Below are 16,496 nucleotides of genomic sequence, written 5' to 3'. Positions count from 1 at the left end.
TTCGAATCCCAACCACCAGTGACCGCCAAGGGCACTTGGCGGACCTGCAACTACGAGAGCCGACCATGCCGACCGCCCTTGCCTGGGTCGGTGTTTTCATCTTGTATGTTTGGCGCTTTTCCCCCATGATGATCCGGCCACGGCCCGACAAGGGACGTTGAACCGTCCGAGACAAAAGATCCACCCCTGATGCTGACAAGGGGCACCCGCGAATGACAGGGTCAGCAGGTCCGTCCCTACAGGAGGAATGATGAACGTTGCCCACCCCATCCGCAACACGGTATGGCACTACCGTCACTCCAGCCAGCCCCCGGGGGCTTTCTTGTGCCTGCGGGGAGCCGCATGATGGATAGCGCCATTCTCAGCCTGCTCGGCGCATTCCTGCTGTCCATCATCGGCCTGTTTGTTTTCATCTGGTCCCTGCGCAGGGGCTTGCTGCTGGAAAATTCCGCCGCCGCCTCGGTGATCTTCGCGCGCGGCGAGATCGGGCGGGTGGATGATCCGGCACTGGCAGATGCGGCGCATGACTCCATGCAGCGGGCGGCGAAGGAAGGCGGCATCGAGGTGCACGCCGCCGATGCCGCCGAACTGCAGGACCGTATCGAATCCGACCGCTCAAGCGCATTCCCGGTCTTCATGTTCATCGCCTTCGCCTGCTTCTGGCTGCTGGTCGGCTCGCTCGCGGGCCTGACCTCTTCCATCAAGCTGCACGAACCCGACTGGCTGACCCAGCAGGCCTGGCTGACCTTTGGCCGCATCCGCACCGTGCACCTGAACGCCGTGCTGTACGGCTGGATCACCAATGCCGCACTGGGCATGATCCTGTGGCTGCTGCCGCGCCTGCTGCGCACGGAGCTGTACGGTGCGATCTGGGCCATGCTGGGCGGGGCGCTCATCAACACGGGGATCGCCGCCGGCATTGGCGCCATTGCGGTGGGCTGGACCGATGGCATGGAATACCTGGAGATTCCGTGGCAGATCGCCATCTTCATTTTTGCCGGCTTCGCGCTGGTCATCCTGCCGGTACTGTTCACGCTGGTGAACCGCAAGGTCGAGCACCTCTATGTCAGCGTCTGGTACATGGTGGCGGCGCTGCTGTGGATTGCCTTGCTGTTCCTGGTGGGCAAGCTGCCCGGTGTGCACACCGGCGTGCAACAGGCCACCACCAACTGGTGGTACGGGCACAACGTGCTGGGCCTGTGGTTCACGCCGGTCAGCGTGGGGGCCATCTACTACTTCCTGCCCAAGACCATAGGCCGGCCGGTGAGTTCCTACAACCTGTCGATACTGGGTTTCTGGACGCTGGCCTTTTTTTATGGCCAGGTCGGCGGTCACCACCTGATTGGCGGCCCGGTGCCGGGCTGGCTGACCACGCTGTCCATCGTGCAAAGCATCATGATGGTGATCCCGGTGATTGCCTTCAGCATCAACATGGGCGGCACGCTGAAGGGGCGCATGCACCTGGCGCGCTACTCGCCCACCCTGCGCTTCATGATGTTTGGCGGGCTGATGTACCTGGCCTCGTCGCTGCAGGGCTCGTTCGAGGCGCTGCGCAGCGTCAATCAGGTGGTCCATTTCACACACCACACGGTGGGGCATGCGCATCTGGGTGCCTATGGTTTCGTCACCATGGTGCTGTTCGGCGCCGTTTATTTCATGATGCCGCGCGTGCTGAACTGGGAATGGCCCTACCCGCGGCTGATCACCCTGCACTTCTGGCTGGCGGCAACCGGTATCGCGATCTATTTCGTCGGACTGTCGATCGGTGGCTATCTGCAGGGGGTCGCCATGCTGGACGCGGCCAGGCCCTTCATGGATTCGGTCACATTGACCGCACCCTATCTGAAGTGGCGCTCGGTGGGCGGCACCCTGATGGTGCTCAGCCACATTGTCTTCGTCGGCCACTTCCTGGCGATGGCGCTGCGCTTTGGACCGACACGTGCCGGCGCGGCCCTCTTCTGGTCCAACAAGCAACAGGAGCTGGCGCATGGAAAATGAAGTCAAGCTGGTTTCGGGCGCCATGGTGGCCCTGGCGGTTGCCACCGCGGCGCTGGTGGTCATGCCCTACATGGAGGTGCGCGACATCCAGCCGCCCCCGGGACTCAAACCCTATACCAGCGCGCAGTTGCGCGGGCGCGAGGTCTACATCGCCAACGGCTGCGTTTACTGCCACAGCCAGCAGCCGCGCGACCGCAACTTCGGCCCCGACCTGGCACGCGGCTGGGGACGCGCCTCGGTGCCCGGCGACTACTTCTACGACAAGCCGCACCTGCTGGGCAGCATGCGCACCGGTCCGGACCTGTTCAACATCGGCGTGCGCCAGCCCAGCCGTGACTGGCACCTGGGCCACCTCTACCAGCCGCGTGCCTATGTGCCGGACTCGATCATGCCGTCCTACCCTTATCTGTTCATCGTCAAGGATGCGAAGGACGCCGAGAGCGAGGGCGAGCAGCCACTGGCCCTGCCGCCCGCCTATGGCCCCAACGTCGGCCAGGTGGTGGTGCCGACACCCCAGGCGCTGGACCTGGTCAAGTACCTTCAGGGCTTGAACCACACCTACCCGGTGCTGCCGCCCGTCCCCAAACCCTGAACACAAGGTGCACCCATGCTGAACGAACCAGAATCACGGCGCCAGGCGCAAGCGCGTGAGCAGGAAGAGCCGACCGAGCGCAGCCAGCCGATTCCCGTCATCGTGGCGATCATCACGCTGGCCGTGGTGCTTTCCGGGGTCGCCTACATCGTGCTCTCGGAACCCTTTGGCCGGGCCGATCTAGGGGACAGGCGCACCGTGGCCGACCTGAGGGGCCCGGCGCCGGGTGCCGCAGCAGGTGCCGCTGATGGCAAGCAGGTTTTCACCGCCAATTGCGCAGCCTGCCACCAGGCCACCGGCAAAGGCTTGCCGGGGGTGTTCCCGCCACTGGACGGCTCCGAGTGGGTGGCCGGCGATGAACGCACGGTGGCCAACATCCTGCTGCATGGGATCACCGGGGAACTGACGGTGATGGGCAACAGCTTCAAGGGCGCCATGCCCTCATTCCAGCAACTCAGCGACGCCGAACTGGCCGCCGTCGCCAGCTATGTTCGCGGCGAATGGTCGAACAAGGCCGGCGCCCTCAAGCCCGAACTGTTCGAGACCGAACGCAAGGCCAGCACACGCACCACCCCGTTCAACGGCGGCGCCGAGCTCAAGGCGCTGACGGCCAAAGCGCCCTGAACAGCAACGTCCGGAGAGGGGTGTGCGAGACACCAACATGACAGACTCCATTGCGCCCATCGCGACCGATGCAGCCACGGCGCATGGGGTCCGCATGAAACCGCCGGCCCGGGAGCGCCGGGCCTGATGCTTCGCACCACTTTGCTGAGCGCAAGCCTGGCGTTGGCCGGCTATGGCTGCGCAGCGTGCCTGACGCATGATTTTCAGGTCTGGACCGCGGAAGGGGCGCGCCGTCTCGAGGTGGCCCTGGCGCCGGTCGCCACCCCTGCGGTGCGGATTGACGGGCCCGGCATTCCCGCACAGCCACTGCACCAATGGCTGACCGATGGCCGATCTGTCACGCTGGTGGACTTTGTCTATACCCGTTGCCAGACGGTTTGCCTGGCGCTGGGCAGCGCTTACCAGCAATTGCAGGCAACGCTGCAAGCCGCCAGCCAAACCGATGCCTACGCCAAACAGGTGAAACTGCTGTCTATCAGCTTTGACGGGCAGCACGATAGCCCGCAGGTGCTGCAGACTTATGCGGCGCGATTGCATGCCGATCCGGACCTTTGGCGCTTTGCGCGCGTTCAGGACGCACAGGAAACCCAGCGCCTGCTGGAAGAATTCCAGGTCGTGGTGGTGCCCGACGGGCGGGGCGACTTCGAACACAATGCGGCGCTGCTGGTGGTCAATCAACAGGGTCGCCTGGTGCGCATCTTTGACTATGCCGAGCAACAGCTCGCACTCGACTACGCGCGCGATCTGGCCAGCCGCTCTTCACCATAAAGACCATGAAGCCCTTGCCGCAACACTGGCGCCTATGGCTGGCCTCCGCCGCCCTGGCATGGCTGGGTTTGCTGGCCTTGCCCGCTGCGAGGCACTGGCTGGAAGCCGGCATGAGCACCCACATGCTGATTCAATATCCCCTGATCGCCTTGGCCGGATTTTTGCTGGTTGCTGCCTTGCCAACCCGCTGGCGGCTACGCCTGAGTGCCTGGAATGCTTACGGCATCAGTGGCCTGTTCGCCACCGCACTGATCCTGGCCATCTTGATGATTCCGCGCCTGCTCGACCTGGCACTGCTCGATGGCCGGATCGAGCTGGCCAAGTGGCTGGCCCTGCTTGCTTGCGGCGCGGCGGTGCGGCTCTCGTGGCAACCGGCTGGTTGGCTGGTGCAAGGGTTCTTTCTCGGCAATGTGCTGCCCATGATGGCCGTCGTGGGCACCCTGTTTGAGAGCTCGCCGGTACGGGTGTGCAACGCCTACCTGCTCGACGATCAGGAACGGTTGGGGCAAAGGCTGGTCTGGACGGCGGCCGCCATCGGGCTGGTGTGGTTTGCCAGCCTCGTGCGTACGCTGATGCGCAGAGAGGCTGCAGCCGTGTTGCCCGCACCTTCCAATGAAGGCCCAGCCACTACGGAATCAAGAGCGCCCGGAAGTCATTGACATTGGTGCGAATCGACGCCGAATTCGCTCACATGCTTCCTGTTGTCATCCTGGCCAGAGCCGTCATCCCCGGCACTTTGAAGCTGATTGATAGCCCTCTTTGCACGGACTAGCTTCTCTCAATCGGGAAAAAATGGCTTGACTATATTTTTCATACAGGCGAAACTTAATTCATGGGAGTGAAAAATACATTACAAATTTCTCAACTTTTTGAGGTTTTTTCCAGGGAAAAAAGGGCCTTGACCCTCTCGGAATTGGCCCGGCAACTTGAGATGCCTGCATCCAGTTGCCTGAATTTGATCCGGACACTGGAGCTGACCGGATATCTCTACGAAATCGGCCGGCGCCAGGGTTATTACCCGACGGGGCGGCTACTCAAAATAGCTCAAACCATTTCCGCCAACGACCCCGTTCTGGACCGGGTAAAGCCCGCGCTGCAGGAGCTTCGCGATGCCTCCGCGGAAACCGTGGTGCTGTCGAAATTCCGCGATGAGTATCGCGTGGTGTACCTCGACGTACTGGACTCGCCCAGCAGCATCCGCTACACGGCCCAGCCGGGCGAAGTGCGCGACGCCTACTGCAACTCTGCAGGCAAGGCCTTGCTGTCAACCCTGGAGCCCAAAGAACAGGCCCGCGCGCTGGCAGGCATGAAGATGGTGCGGAAAACAGAACGCACGCTGGTAACCCCCAAAGCGGTGGCCGCCAACCTGCTGGAGACGCAGCGCAAAGGCTGGTTTTCCAATCTCGGTGAAACACTGCCGGACCTGGCCGGGGTTGCCTGGCCCTTCAAGTTGGGGACGGAACATTACGCGATCTCGATCGTGGGTCCGCTCTACCGCATTGAGCCCAATATCGAGCGGTTGGCTTCCATGCTGCGCGTGGCCTGTGCAGCCATTGAACAGAAAGACTGATGCATGAAACCCGCCCCGCCCCTCAAACACGTCAACTACTTCATCCGCGAAGCGGACATTGACGGCTACCACCCCGCCAACCACACCGGTACGCTGAACAAGCGACTGATCGGGCCCGAAACCGTGGGCGCCAAACAGCTCGAAGTTTTGGTCGGCAATATCCAGAAGGGCAAAGGCGCCCTGCCCCATGCACACCCCGGCATCGAGCAGGTCTGCTACATGCTGCAAGGCCGCGCTGTCGCAGAAGTCGCAGGCCAACGCTGCGAACTGGGCCCGGGCGACTGCTGCTTTTTTCCAGCTGACCAGATGCACACCTTCACGGTGGTCAGTGAAGAACCAGTGCGGGTTCTCGTTATTTACAGCCCGCCGTATGAAGAGTCCCCCGACCGGGTGATTCGCTGAAGCCCCCCAAAAAAACAGGAGACAAAATGAAACTTAATCGACGCCAGCTTTGCCTGCTTGCCGCCCTCGCAGGCCTGGGCCCCACCTTCGGGGTGCAGGCCGCCGACTATCCCACGCAGCCGATCAGGCTGATCGTGCCATTCGCGGCAGGAAGCGGAACCGATGCCATTGCACGCATCACCGCACAGGCCCTGGGGGAAACGCTCAAAGGCACGGTGATCGTGGAGAACAAGGCGGGGGCGAACGGCGCCATTGCCGCGGAGTACGTGGCCAAGGCAGCCCCGGATGGGTACACCCTGTTCATGACGACCAACACCACGCACTCGGCCAATCCGAGCCTGATGAAGCGTTTGCCTTATGACCCGATCAAAAGTTTCGCCCCCGTGTCGCGCATGGGCAACCTGCCCTTTCTGCTCGTCGTCAACAACAGCCTGCCTGTCAAGACAGTGGCCGAACTGATCGCCTATGGCAAGGCCAGGCCCGGTCAGCTCAGTTATGCCAGCGGCAACAGCACGGGCATTGTGGCAGGAGCCACCTTTGCCGGCATGGCAGGCATCGACATGCTGCATATCCCCTACAAGAGCACGCCACCGGCCATCGTCGACGTCATCGGCGGGCAGGTCTCCATGATGTTCGTCGACACCGCGGCCGGCCTGGCAACCGTCAAGGCAGGCAAGATGCGCGCGCTCGCAGTCACCACCGAAGAGCGCAGCAAACTGTTTCCCGAGCTGCCGCCCATTGCTGCAACGCCGGGTTTCAAGGGGTTTGACATCACGTCATGGAACGGCGTTTTTGCACCAGCGGGAACACCGAAAGATGTTGTCGGGAAACTGAACAAGGCCCTGGTCAGGATTGCCAGCGACAAAGTGGCACGGGAAAAGTTCGCCGGGCTCGGATTCGACGCCTTCGGCAGCACGTCCGACGAACTCGGTGTGTTCGTTGCGACCGAACTGGTCAAGTGGACCAAGCTCGTCAAGAACGCGGGCATTCAGCCTGAATGAGTGCATCGCGCCAACGCCAATGAACACCTTGACTCCCAACACGGGTCCCCTCCAGGGGATCCGCATTCTTGACCTGACTTCCGTCGTCATGGGCCCCTACGCCACGCAGACGCTGGGCGACCTGGGTGCCGACATCATCAAGGTAGAACCGCCCGCCGGCGACAACCTGCGCGCGGTCGGCCCGATGCGCAACCCCGGCATGGGACACATGGCGATACACCTGAACCGCAACAAGCGCTCGGTGGTGCTTGATTTGAAGCAGCCCGAGGGACGCGAAGCCTGCCTCAAGCTGGCTGCGGGCTGCGATGCACTGATCTACAACGTCAGGCCCCAGGCGATGGCGCGCCTGGGTCTAAGCCATGAAGATGTCGCGGCAGTCAACCCGAAAATCGTTTACATCGGAGCCTTTGGCTATGGCGAGGACGGCCCCTACGCCGGCAAGCCGGCCTATGACGACCTGATTCAGGGCGCGGCCGGCGTGCCTTCGCTTTCTGCCCGGCAAAGCGGCGATGTGCCCCGTTACGCCCCCGTCACGCTGGCTGATAGAAGTGTGGGCCTGCAGGCTGCCATTGCCCTGTTGAGCGCGGTCTTGCACGCCCAGCGCACCGGACAGGGACAGGCTGTCGAGGTGACCATGTTCGAAGCCCTGTCGCAGTTCGTCCTGGGTGACCACCTGGGCGGCAAAACTTTCGAGCCGCCGCTTGGCGATATGGGCTACGCGCGGCTGCTGGCAGAACACCGCAAGCCTTATGCCACTGCAGATGGTTACCTGTGCGTGCTCATCTATAACGACAAACACTGGCAGAGCTTTTTCAAGGTGATCAACCGGCCCGACCTGGCGAGCGACCCGATGTTTTGCACGCACACGGCCCGCGCCGCCAACATCGCTGCCGTCTATGCCTTTGTGGCCGATGCCATGAAAACCCGATGTTCTGAAGAGTGGCTGCTGGCGCTGGAGGCCTGTGACATACCGGTGACCCGGCTGCACACGATGGACAGCCTGGTCGAAGACGCACACCTCAATGCCGTCGGTTTTTTCCCCGAGTTCGAGCATCCCACGGAGGGACACATCCGTACGCTGGCGCCGGTGGGCCGCTACAGCGCAACCCCACCCGGCATTCGCCTGCTGACACCGCGTGTTGGCGAGCACAGCGCCGAGCTGCTGCGCGAAGCAGGTTACGACGACTCATCCATTAGCACCTTGCTGGCCAAGGGCGTCACAAGGCAAGCCACATGAATTTCTCCCTGAATGAAGACCAGCAGGCTTTGGTGGCCGCCATTGAGCGCCTGTGCGAGCGATTTCCCCTTGACTACTGGCGCGACCATGACGTTCACGGTGGCTTTCCGCACGAGTTCCACCGTGCGGTAGCCCAGGCGGGCTGGCTGGGCATCGCCATGCCGCAAGCGCAAGGCGGAGCGGGTCTGGGCATTACCGAGGCAGCGCTGATGATGCGCGCCATCAGCGAGTCCGGCGCCGGCATGTCAGGCGCATCGGCCATCCACATGAACATCTTCGGCCTGAACCCGGTGGTGGTGTTTGGCACCGAAGCACAGAGGCAGCGCTTTTTGCCGCCACTGATTTCAGGCGCGGAAAAGGCCTGCTTCGCCGTCACGGAGCCGGATGCCGGACTGGACACCACCAAGCTCAAAACCCAGGCAATTCGTGATGGCGATCACTATGTGATTTCCGGCCGAAAGATCTGGATATCGACCGCCCAGGTGGCCGACAGAATGCTGATTCTGACCCGGACGACCCCGCTGAATGCCGTGAGCAAGCCCACGCAAGGACTAACCCTGTTCTACACCGCGCTGGACCGCGAGCATGTGGAGGTGCGCGAGATCGACAAGATGGGTCGCGCTGGCGTGGACTCCAACATGCTGTTCATAGACGGGCTTCGCGTGAGCGAAGCGGATCGTATCGGTGAGGAGGGTCGTGGCTTTGAGTACATCCTGCATGGTCTCAATCCTGAGCGCATTCTGATTGCTGCCGAAGCCATCGGCCTCGGACGTGTGGCGCTGCGCCTGGCAACGCAGTACGCCAAGGAAAGAGTGGTCTTTGGCCGCCCCATCGGGCAGAACCAGGGCGTAGCACACCCACTGGCCCGGTCCTGGATGCAGCTTGAAGCGGCCAACCTGATGGTCTTGAAAGCAGCGTCGCTCTATGACGCGAATCAGGCCTGCGGCGCAGAGGCAAATACGGCGAAGTACCTGGCCGCTGAAGCCGCGCAGGACGCCTGCCAGACCGCCATATTGACGCTGGGCGGCATGGGCTATGCGCGCGAGTACCACGTCGAACGCTTCCTGCGGGAGAGCTACATTCCGCGCATCGCCCCGGTGAGTCCGCAGATGATCATGAACTTCATCTCGGAGAAGGTGCTGGGGCTGCCCAGGTCCTATTGACCAGGGCCTGTTCCCGATCTACAGGCTCTCAGCCTTCGGCAAACAAATCCACAATCGTCTGCCGCAGCCAGCGATTGCCGGGGTCGGCCTCAAAGCGCTTGCTCCAATGCAGCGACACCGTGAAATCCCGCAAGGGAAGCGGCGGCTCGATGATGGCGTAGCCGCCGGCCGCGGCAAATGTCCGTGCGATATTGCGCGGCATCACCACCCCCAAGTCGGTGCTTTTGACAATGGCCGGCAGCACCATGAAATGTTCGGTGGTCAGGCGCAACCGATCTTCCAGCTGCAGCAGCTGCAGGATGCGCAGCGTGTCGGAGTGGGTGCGCACCGCCACAAACTCCAACTGGTGCAGGTCGTCCAGCAGCGCCTGGCCGCTGCGGCGCCGCTTGATGAAGGGATGCCCCTCGCGCAGCAGCACGATGTAGCGGTCCTTGAGCAGCTGCACGCGCTGCGTATCCTTGACGGTGGGCAAAAAGCCGAACGCAAAGTCGATGCGCCCGCTGTCCAGTGTTTGGGCAATGTCGCTGCTGGCCAGCGGCAAGGTTTCCAGGCGCACGCCTGGCGCAAGCCGCCGCAGCGCCACCATCAGATCCGGCAGAAAACGGCCCTCGCCAATGTCGCTCATGTGGATGCGAAACACCTTGCGCGACTGCAACGGCTCAAACAGCGCCGACTCATTGAGCGCCTGCTCCAGCGTGCCTAGCGCGCTGCGCACCGCATCGGCCAAGCGGTCGGCCTTGGGGGTGGGTTGCACACCGCCGCCGGCACGCACAAACAGCGGGTCCTTGATCAGCAGGCGCAGCCGCGTCAGGCCCTGGCTGGCGGCGGGCTGGGTCAGGTCCAACAACTCGGCCGCGCGGCTGACGTTGCGGGTGCGGTACACCGCGTCAAACAGCCGCAGCAGATTCAGGTCGATGTCTTTTATATGCATGTATCTAATACTACTTAGTCTTTTTATTTTATTGATTTATGACAGGCCAGCACCGAAGATTCGCCAACAACGCAAGTCGCGCGCTCTACCCGCCCAAAACCAGGACCCTTCAGATGCCCCAGGCCAATGCCCTCCCCTTGACGGCAACAACACTCCGCCCGGCCCCCCACACCAGCGTGCGTGAAGCCGTGCTGGATTTGCTGCGCGCTTTCAAGATCGACACCATTTTTGGCAACCCCGGTTCAACCGAGCTGCCGCTGTTCCTGGATTTCCCGCCCGACTTCCGCTACATCCTGGGTTTGCAGGAGTCGGTGGTGGTCGGCATGGCCGACGGCTATGCCCAGGCCACGCGCAATGCCGCCTTTGTCAACCTGCATTCGGCGGCCGGTGTGGGCCATGCCATGGGCAATATCTTCACGGCGCACAAGAACCGCACGCCCATGGTGATCACCGCCGGGCAGCAGGCACGCTCCATCCTGCCGTTTGACCCCTTCCTGTTCTCGAGCCAAGCCACCGAGTTGCCCAAGCCCTATGTCAAATGGAGCATCGAGCCCGCACGCGCCGAGGACGTGCCCCTGGCCATTGCGCGCGCCTACTACATCGCCATGCAGCAACCGCGCGGGCCGGTGCTGGTGTCGATTCCGGCCGATGACTGGGAGAAATCGTGCGAACCCGTGCAAGCGCGCCTGGTCAGCACCGAAACACGGCCCGAGCCGCACGTGCTGAATGCCATCGGCCACACGCTGGATGCGGCCGAACGCCCGGCTTTCGTGGTCGGTGCCGCGGTGGACCGCGATGCTGCCTGGCCCGAGGTGGTGGCGCTGGCCGAACGGCATAACGCCGCGGTGTGGGTCGCACCGATGTCAGGGCGCTGCGGCTTTCCAGAAGACCATCGCCTGTTTGCTGGTTTTCTGCCGGCCATGCGCGAAAAAATTGTGAGCCTGCTGGCCGGCCACGATGTGATTTTTGCCCTGGGCGCCGCGGCGTTCACCTACCACGTTGAGGGCTTTGGCCCGCATGTGCCCCCCGGCGCCCAACTGGTGCAACTGATTGAAGACCCCGGCATCGCCGCCTGGGCGCCCGTGGGCACCTCGGCCGTGGGCGGCATTCGCCTGGGGGTGCAGGACCTGCTGGCCCGCCCGGCGCCCAAGGCCAGGGCCTTGCCGGCGCCACGCCCACCGCGCCCCAGGGCCGAACCGTCCGCGTTGATGAGCGTGGCCTATGTGATGCAGACACTGGCCGAAGTGCGCGCTGCCGACTCCATCGTGGTGGAAGAGGCGCCCAGTTCGCGCGCGGCCATGCAGAACTACCTGCCCATACTGCACAGCGAAACCTTCTACACCATGTGCAGCGGCGGCCTGGGCCACGGCCTGCCCGCGGCGGTGGGCGTGGCACTCGCCAAGCCGGATAAAAAAGTCATCGGCCTGATCGGCGATGGCTCCAGCATGTATTCGATCCAGGCCTTGTGGAGCGCCGCACAGCTGAAGCTGCCCATTACCTTCATCATCCTGAAAAACCGCCGCTACGCTGCGCTGCAGGAGTTTGCTCCGACCTTTGGCTTCCAGCCGGGCGAAACCCTGCAGGGCACCGACCTGCCCGAACTTGATTTTCTGGCCCTTGCCAGGGGCCAGGGCTGCGACGCCATCCATGTGCGCGATGCCGCCCGGTTGGCCGGCGCCTTGCGCGAAGCCCTGCATTCCCCCCGGCCCCTGTTGCTTGAAGTGGAGGTAGCTTGATGAACAAAAAGACGATCAAGCCCCTTTATAACGGGCGCATGCAGCTACTAATTTCATAGCAAATTCAATCTGTTCCAGCAGGAGACACAACATGCCCAGCATTTCCCTTTTAATCAACGGTGAACAGCGCGCCGCCTGTGACGCGGCCACCTTCGAGCGCCGCAACCCGCTCGACGGCACGGTGGCCACCACGGCCCCCGCCGCCACGGTGCAAGACGCCATCGCCGCCGTCGAAGCCGCCGCCAAGGCCTTCCCGGCCTGGTCTGCCACCGGCCCCGGCGAGCGCCGCGCGCTGCTGACCAAAGCCGCCCACGCGCTGCAAGCCAAGGCGCCCGCCTTCATCACGGCCATGGCGGCCGAAACCGGCGCCTCCGGCCTGTGGGCGGGGTTCAACGTGCACCTGGCCGCCGGCACCCTGCTGGAAGCCGCCGCACTGACCACGCAGATCACCGGCGAGGTGATTCCCTCGGACGTGCCCGGCAGCCTGTCCATGGGCGTGCGCCAGGCCGCCGGCGTGGTGCTGGGCATGGCGCCCTGGAATGCGCCCGTCATTCTGGGCGTGCGCGCCGTGGCGGTACCGCTGGCCTGCGGCAACACCGTGGTGCTCAAGGGCTCCGAGCTGTGCCCGGCCACCCATGGACTGATCATCGAAGCGCTGCAGGAAGCCGGCCTGCCGCCCGGCGTCGTCAACTTCATCACCAACGCCCCGGCAGATGCCGCAGCCGTGGTGGAAGCCATGATTGCCCACCCGGCGGTACGCCGCGTGAACTTCACCGGCTCCACCGCGGTCGGCAAGATCATCGCCGGCCATTGCGCCAGGTACCTGAAACCCTCGGTGCTGGAACTGGGCGGCAAGGCCCCGCTGGTGGTGCTGGACGATGCCGACCTCGACGCCGCGGTCAACGCCGCCGCCTTCGGCGCTTTTGCCAACTCGGGGCAGATCTGCATGTCCACCGAGCGCATCATCGTGGACGAAAAAATCGCCGACGCCTTCGTCGCCAGGCTCGCAGCCAAGGCGGCCAGCCTGCCGCTGGGCGACCCGCGCAACGGCCCGGTGGTGCTGGGCTCGGTGGTGGACATGGCCACCGTGCAGCGCTGCAACGCGCTGATTGACGATGCGCTGAAGAACGGCGCCAGGCTGCTGTGCGGCGGCAAGGCCGACAGCACGCTGATGGCCGCCACGCTGATCGACCACGTGACACCCGCGATGAAGATTTACCGCGACGAGTCTTTCGGTCCGGTCAAGGCCATCGTGCGCGTGAGCGGCGTGGAAGAAGCCATTGCCTGCGCCAATGACAACGACTACGGCCTGTCCAGTGCCGTCTTTGGCGCCGACATTGCCCGCGCCCTCCAGGTGGCCGGGCGCATCCAGTCCGGCATCTGCCACGTCAACGGCCCGACCGTGCACGACGAGCCGCAAATGCCCTTTGGCGGCGTCAAGGGCAGCGGCATCGGCAGCTTTGGCGGCCAGGCCGGCATCGCGGCGTTTACCGATTTGCGCTGGCTGACCGTGCAGACCACGCCGCGCCATTACCCGTTCTGAATTTTTTCCATTCACGGGGACAAGTCCCCCACTACAGGAGACACACATGCTTCAAAAAATTCAGGGAAAACCGCACCAGGCGCTTATGCGACGCGCGCTGATCGCTCTCTTTTTGGGAGCAACCGTGCTGTCACCGGTCGCGGCGCTGGCGCAGGCCTGGCCGAGCAAACCGATCCGGCTCATCGTCAACTTCCCACCCGGCGGCGCCGCCGACCAGATCGCCCGCGCCATCGCCCAGCCTTTGCAGGAGGCCCTGGGCCAGCCGGTGATCGTGGACAACCGGGCGGGGGCCGGCGGCAACATAGGCGGTGACGCCCTGGCCAAATCGCCCCCCGACGGCTACACCCTGCTGCTGACCTCGGGTGGCCTGGTGTCCATCAACCCGGCCATTTACCCCAAGATGTCCTTTGATCCGGCCAGGGACATCATCCCCGTGGCCGCTGCGGCCCGCGTGCTGGTGTTTCTGGAAGTCAGGCCGTCACTGCCCGTCAAGGATGTGAAGGCCTTCATCGCCTACGTCAAGGCCAACCCCGGCAAACTGAGCTACGGCTCGCCGGGCAATGGCACGTCCCCCCACCTGGCGGGAGAAATGTTCAAGGACATGACCCAGTCCTTCGCGGTGCATGCGCCTTACCGCGGCGCGGCGCCCGCGATGCAGGATTTGCTGGGCGGGCAGGTGGATTTCATGTTTGATCCGGGCGTAGGCCTGAACCATGTGCGCGCGGGCAAGCTCAGGCTGCTGGCCGTGGGCAGCCCCAAGCGCTCGCCGCTGTTCCCTGACGTTCCCACGCTCAGCGAGGCTGGCCTCAAGGGCTTTGACGCCGACACCATCTTCGGCTTCTACGCGCCGGCAGGAACGCCGGCCAGCATCACGGCCCGGCTGAACCGCGAGATCAACAAAATCCTGGGCACCCAGGCGGTAAAGGACCGCATCGCCACGCTGGGCGGCGAGGTGGCGCCCATGACCCCCGCCGAATTCGACGCCAAAGCGCATGAGGACACGGCGCGCTTCGGCAAATTGATCAAGGAACGTCACATCATGGGGGACTGATCCCCGCCGTGAACACGGATTCCGCGCTCACGGCTCGCTCAAGGCCAAATGACCTAAATAATCAGTATGGCCCTGAAGTCGTTGACGTTGGTATGCGTCGGCCCGGTGATGACCAGATCGCCCAGCGCATCGAAATAGCCGTAGGCATCGTTGCGGTCCAGGTAGGCATCTATCTTCATGCCGGCCGCCAGCGCGCGCTGCAGGGTATCGGGCGCCACATAGGCCCCCGCGTTGTCTTCGGTGCCGTCAATCCCGTCCGTATCGGCCGCCAGCGCGTACACGCCGGGCTGGCCCTGCAGGGCCAGCGCCAGCCCCATGCAGAACTCTGCGCCGCGCCCACCCCGCCCCTTGGCGACCCCCGGCGGCAGCGGCTTGATCGTCACGGTGGTTTCGCCGCCGCTCAAAATCACGCAGGGCTTCTGGAAAGGCTGGCCCCTGAGCGCCACGGCACGCGCCAGCGCCGCATGTACCTTGCCGACTTCGCGCGACTCGCCTTCGATTTCATCGCTCAGGATGTGCGCCGTCAACCCTGCCGCCCGGACCGCCTCGGCTGCCGCCTCCAGGCTTTGCTGCGGCGTGGCAATCAGGTGCACCTCATGGCCGTTGAAAATCGGGTCACCGGGTTTGGGTGTCTCGAGCGCGCCCTGCTCCAGCAGGCTCATGATGTCACCCGGCACATCAATGCCGTAGCGCTGAAGAATGGCCACCGCCTCGGCGCAGCTGCTGGCATCGGGCAGGGTCGGGCCGCTGGCGATGATGGACGGATCGTCTCCCGGCACGTCGCTGATGGTGAGCGTGACCACGCGCGCGGGTGCACAGGCCGCAGCCAGACGCCCGCCCTTGATGCGCGAGAGGTGCTTGCGCACGCAATTCATCTCGGCAATGTTGGCGCCGCTGCCCAGCAGGGCCTTGTTGATGCGCTGCTTTTCTTCCAGGCTCAGGCCCTCGGCCGGCAGGGTCAGCAGCGCCGAGCCACCACCCGAGATCAGGCACAGCACCAGGTCGTTTTTGGTCAGGCCCTGCGTCATCGCCAGAATGCGCTGCGCGGCGGCCAGGCCGGCGGCATCGGGCACCGGGTGTGCCGCTTCGACGACCTCAATGCGCTGCTTGAGGCCCGCGGGACGCGGCGGCGTGTGGTGGTAGCGCGTCACGACCAGGCCTTCAAGCGGCGCGTCGGCCGGCCAGAGCGCCTCCACCGCATGCGCCATTGAGCCGCCCGCCTTGCCGGCGCCCAGAACAATCGTGCGGCCGCCGCTTTCCGGCGTCGGGGGCTTGGGCAAATACCTGGCGGTGTTTTCCAGCGGCAGGGCACGCGTCACCGCAGCCTGGAACAGGTATTCGAGAAATTGGCGGGGTTGCGCGCCGGCGTCGGGAATCGAGGTGGTCTTGAATGTGGTCATGAAATGTCTCCTCCCCCGATTGTGCCGTGGTAACCGGCCGGTAACCAAGCTGCCTAGAATGCCCCATCACCACCCGCAAAAAAACCGCATGAATTCCTACCTGGCCCTGGGCATCGCCATCGTTGCCGAAGTCATCGCCACCACGGCATTGAAGTCCAGCGACAGCTTCAGCCGCCTGGTGCCTTCGATCATTACCGTGACGGGCTATGGGATCGCCCTGTATTTCCTGACGGTCACCATGAAAGCCATTCCCACCGGCGTGGCCTATGCCATCTGGTCGGGCCTGGGGATTGTGCTGATCAGCATCGCCGGCTTCGTCGTCCACCAGCAAAAGATCGACCTGGCCGGCATGCTGGGCATGGCACTCATCATTGCCGGCGTGGTGGTGCTGAACCTGTTTTCCAAATCCACCCTGCATTGAAGCCGGCGCCCCTGCCTTCCATCATCATGCAGGCCTGCAGCCTTGGCAGGCAAAGCGCC

16 protein-coding genes are annotated in these 16,496 nt (G+C 63.9%); 14 read left to right on the top strand and 2 right to left on the bottom strand.

Annotated elements, in window-relative coordinates; all coding sequences use genetic code 11:
• The first annotated feature begins 345 nt into the window (after positions 1 to 345).
• The 10 genes from PJE01S_RS16490 (at position 346) to PJE01S_RS16445 (ending at position 9,355) form a co-directional block, all read left to right on the top strand.
• Positions 346 to 1,998, top strand: coding sequence for a cbb3-type cytochrome c oxidase subunit I (locus PJE01S_RS16490; protein WP_068834757.1), 1,653 nt, complete (start codon positions 346 to 348; stop codon positions 1,996 to 1,998).
• Positions 1,988 to 2,590, top strand: coding sequence for a cbb3-type cytochrome c oxidase subunit II (locus PJE01S_RS16485; protein WP_068834733.1), 603 nt, complete (start codon positions 1,988 to 1,990; stop codon positions 2,588 to 2,590). The genes PJE01S_RS16490 and PJE01S_RS16485 overlap by 11 nt, the downstream gene beginning before the upstream one ends.
• Positions 2,591 to 2,605: 15 nt before the next feature.
• Positions 2,606 to 3,214 (top strand): c-type cytochrome, encoded by a 609-nt coding sequence (locus PJE01S_RS16480; protein WP_068834732.1) that lies wholly within the window; start codon positions 2,606 to 2,608, stop codon positions 3,212 to 3,214.
• Positions 3,215 to 3,340: 126 nt separating this feature from the next.
• Positions 3,341 to 3,982: an SCO family protein gene (locus PJE01S_RS16475; RefSeq protein WP_068834731.1), complete on the top strand. Its 642-nt coding sequence runs from the start codon at positions 3,341 to 3,343 to the stop codon at positions 3,980 to 3,982.
• A 5-nt stretch (positions 3,983 to 3,987) separates the two neighbouring features.
• Positions 3,988 to 4,641, top strand: a complete 654-nt coding sequence (locus PJE01S_RS16470) for a hypothetical protein (protein ID WP_068834730.1) — start codon at positions 3,988 to 3,990, stop codon at positions 4,639 to 4,641.
• 173 nt (positions 4,642 to 4,814) lie between these two features.
• Positions 4,815 to 5,552, top strand: coding sequence for an IclR family transcriptional regulator (locus PJE01S_RS16465; protein WP_068834729.1), 738 nt, complete (start codon positions 4,815 to 4,817; stop codon positions 5,550 to 5,552).
• A gap of 3 nt (positions 5,553 to 5,555) precedes the next feature.
• Complete coding sequence (locus PJE01S_RS16460; protein ID WP_068834728.1) at positions 5,556 to 5,954, top strand: cupin domain-containing protein; 399 nt, start codon at positions 5,556 to 5,558, stop codon at positions 5,952 to 5,954.
• 26 nt (positions 5,955 to 5,980) lie between these two features.
• The gene (locus tag PJE01S_RS16455; protein WP_068834727.1) at positions 5,981 to 6,955 is read left to right on the top strand and encodes a Bug family tripartite tricarboxylate transporter substrate binding protein; all 975 of its coding nucleotides are present in this window, start codon (positions 5,981 to 5,983) and stop codon (positions 6,953 to 6,955) included.
• Positions 6,956 to 6,974: 19 nt separating this feature from the next.
• Positions 6,975 to 8,192, top strand: a complete 1,218-nt coding sequence (locus PJE01S_RS16450; RefSeq protein ID WP_068834726.1) for a CaiB/BaiF CoA transferase family protein — start codon at positions 6,975 to 6,977, stop codon at positions 8,190 to 8,192.
• Entirely contained in the window at positions 8,189 to 9,355 is a 1,167-nt protein-coding gene (locus PJE01S_RS16445; protein ID WP_068834725.1) for an acyl-CoA dehydrogenase family protein, read from the top strand. The genes PJE01S_RS16450 and PJE01S_RS16445 overlap by 4 nt, the downstream gene beginning before the upstream one ends.
• Positions 9,356 to 9,383: 28 nt before the next feature.
• Here the strand turns inward: PJE01S_RS16445 and PJE01S_RS16440 are convergent, their stop codons facing one another.
• The gene (locus PJE01S_RS16440) at positions 9,384 to 10,286 is read right to left on the bottom strand and encodes a LysR family transcriptional regulator (protein ID WP_068834724.1); all 903 of its coding nucleotides are present in this window, start codon (positions 10,284 to 10,286) and stop codon (positions 9,384 to 9,386) included.
• A 113-nt stretch (positions 10,287 to 10,399) separates the two neighbouring features.
• On the opposite strand from PJE01S_RS16440, the gene mdlC reads away from it, so the two are divergent.
• The 3 genes from mdlC (at position 10,400) to PJE01S_RS16425 (ending at position 14,616) form a co-directional block, all read left to right on the top strand.
• Positions 10,400 to 12,022, top strand: a complete 1,623-nt coding sequence (gene mdlC / locus PJE01S_RS16435; RefSeq protein WP_068834723.1) for a benzoylformate decarboxylase — start codon at positions 10,400 to 10,402, stop codon at positions 12,020 to 12,022.
• A 91-nt stretch (positions 12,023 to 12,113) separates the two neighbouring features.
• Positions 12,114 to 13,565, top strand: coding sequence for an aldehyde dehydrogenase (locus PJE01S_RS16430; RefSeq protein ID WP_068834722.1), 1,452 nt, complete (start codon positions 12,114 to 12,116; stop codon positions 13,563 to 13,565).
• A 46-nt stretch (positions 13,566 to 13,611) separates the two neighbouring features.
• Positions 13,612 to 14,616: a Bug family tripartite tricarboxylate transporter substrate binding protein gene (locus tag PJE01S_RS16425; RefSeq protein ID WP_068834721.1), complete on the top strand. Its 1,005-nt coding sequence runs from the start codon at positions 13,612 to 13,614 to the stop codon at positions 14,614 to 14,616.
• Between the two features lie 53 nt (positions 14,617 to 14,669).
• Here the strand turns inward: PJE01S_RS16425 and PJE01S_RS16420 are convergent, their stop codons facing one another.
• Positions 14,670 to 16,016 (bottom strand): glycerate kinase type-2 family protein, encoded by a 1,347-nt coding sequence (locus PJE01S_RS16420; protein ID WP_068834720.1) that lies wholly within the window; start codon positions 16,014 to 16,016, stop codon positions 14,670 to 14,672.
• Positions 16,017 to 16,104: 88 nt separating this feature from the next.
• On the opposite strand from PJE01S_RS16420, the gene PJE01S_RS16415 reads away from it, so the two are divergent.
• Positions 16,105 to 16,437 carry a DMT family transporter gene (locus tag PJE01S_RS16415; RefSeq protein WP_068834719.1) on the top strand — a complete coding sequence of 111 codons (333 nt, stop codon included), beginning with the start codon at positions 16,105 to 16,107 and terminating at the stop codon, positions 16,435 to 16,437.
• Positions 16,438 to 16,496: the final 59 nt, after the last annotated feature.

Source organism: Polaromonas jejuensis NBRC 106434 (assembly GCF_001598235.1).
In the GTDB taxonomy this organism is placed as follows: Bacteria; Pseudomonadota; Gammaproteobacteria; order Burkholderiales; family Burkholderiaceae_C; genus Polaromonas; species Polaromonas jejuensis.
This window is presented reverse-complemented; position numbering and strand designations above follow the sequence as displayed.

Excerpts from the sequence above, each read along its gene's own strand:
- PJE01S_RS16420 (WP_068834720.1), bottom strand. The coding sequence starts at position 16,016 with ATGACCACATTCAAGACCACCTCGATTCCCGACGCCGGCGCGCAACCC.
- PJE01S_RS16450 (WP_068834726.1), top strand. The coding sequence starts at position 6,975 with ATGAACACCTTGACTCCCAACACGGGTCCCCTCCAGGGGATCCGCATT.
- mdlC (WP_068834723.1), top strand. The coding sequence starts at position 10,400 with ATGCCCCAGGCCAATGCCCTCCCCTTGACGGCAACAACACTCCGCCCG.
- PJE01S_RS16485 (WP_068834733.1), top strand. The coding sequence starts at position 1,988 with ATGGAAAATGAAGTCAAGCTGGTTTCGGGCGCCATGGTGGCCCTGGCG.
- PJE01S_RS16475 (WP_068834731.1), top strand. The coding sequence starts at position 3,341 with ATGCTTCGCACCACTTTGCTGAGCGCAAGCCTGGCGTTGGCCGGCTAT.
- PJE01S_RS16445 (WP_068834725.1), top strand. The coding sequence starts at position 8,189 with ATGAATTTCTCCCTGAATGAAGACCAGCAGGCTTTGGTGGCCGCCATT.
- PJE01S_RS16465 (WP_068834729.1), top strand. The coding sequence starts at position 4,815 with ATGGGAGTGAAAAATACATTACAAATTTCTCAACTTTTTGAGGTTTTT.
- PJE01S_RS16440 (WP_068834724.1), bottom strand. The coding sequence starts at position 10,286 with ATGCATATAAAAGACATCGACCTGAATCTGCTGCGGCTGTTTGACGCG.
- PJE01S_RS16460 (WP_068834728.1), top strand. The coding sequence starts at position 5,556 with ATGAAACCCGCCCCGCCCCTCAAACACGTCAACTACTTCATCCGCGAA.
- PJE01S_RS16430 (WP_068834722.1), top strand. The coding sequence starts at position 12,114 with ATGCCCAGCATTTCCCTTTTAATCAACGGTGAACAGCGCGCCGCCTGT.
- PJE01S_RS16470 (WP_068834730.1), top strand. The coding sequence starts at position 3,988 with ATGAAGCCCTTGCCGCAACACTGGCGCCTATGGCTGGCCTCCGCCGCC.
- PJE01S_RS16480 (WP_068834732.1), top strand. The coding sequence starts at position 2,606 with ATGCTGAACGAACCAGAATCACGGCGCCAGGCGCAAGCGCGTGAGCAG.
- PJE01S_RS16455 (WP_068834727.1), top strand. The coding sequence starts at position 5,981 with ATGAAACTTAATCGACGCCAGCTTTGCCTGCTTGCCGCCCTCGCAGGC.
- PJE01S_RS16425 (WP_068834721.1), top strand. The coding sequence starts at position 13,612 with ATGCTTCAAAAAATTCAGGGAAAACCGCACCAGGCGCTTATGCGACGC.
- PJE01S_RS16490 (WP_068834757.1), top strand. The coding sequence starts at position 346 with ATGGATAGCGCCATTCTCAGCCTGCTCGGCGCATTCCTGCTGTCCATC.
- PJE01S_RS16415 (WP_068834719.1), top strand. The coding sequence starts at position 16,105 with ATGAATTCCTACCTGGCCCTGGGCATCGCCATCGTTGCCGAAGTCATC.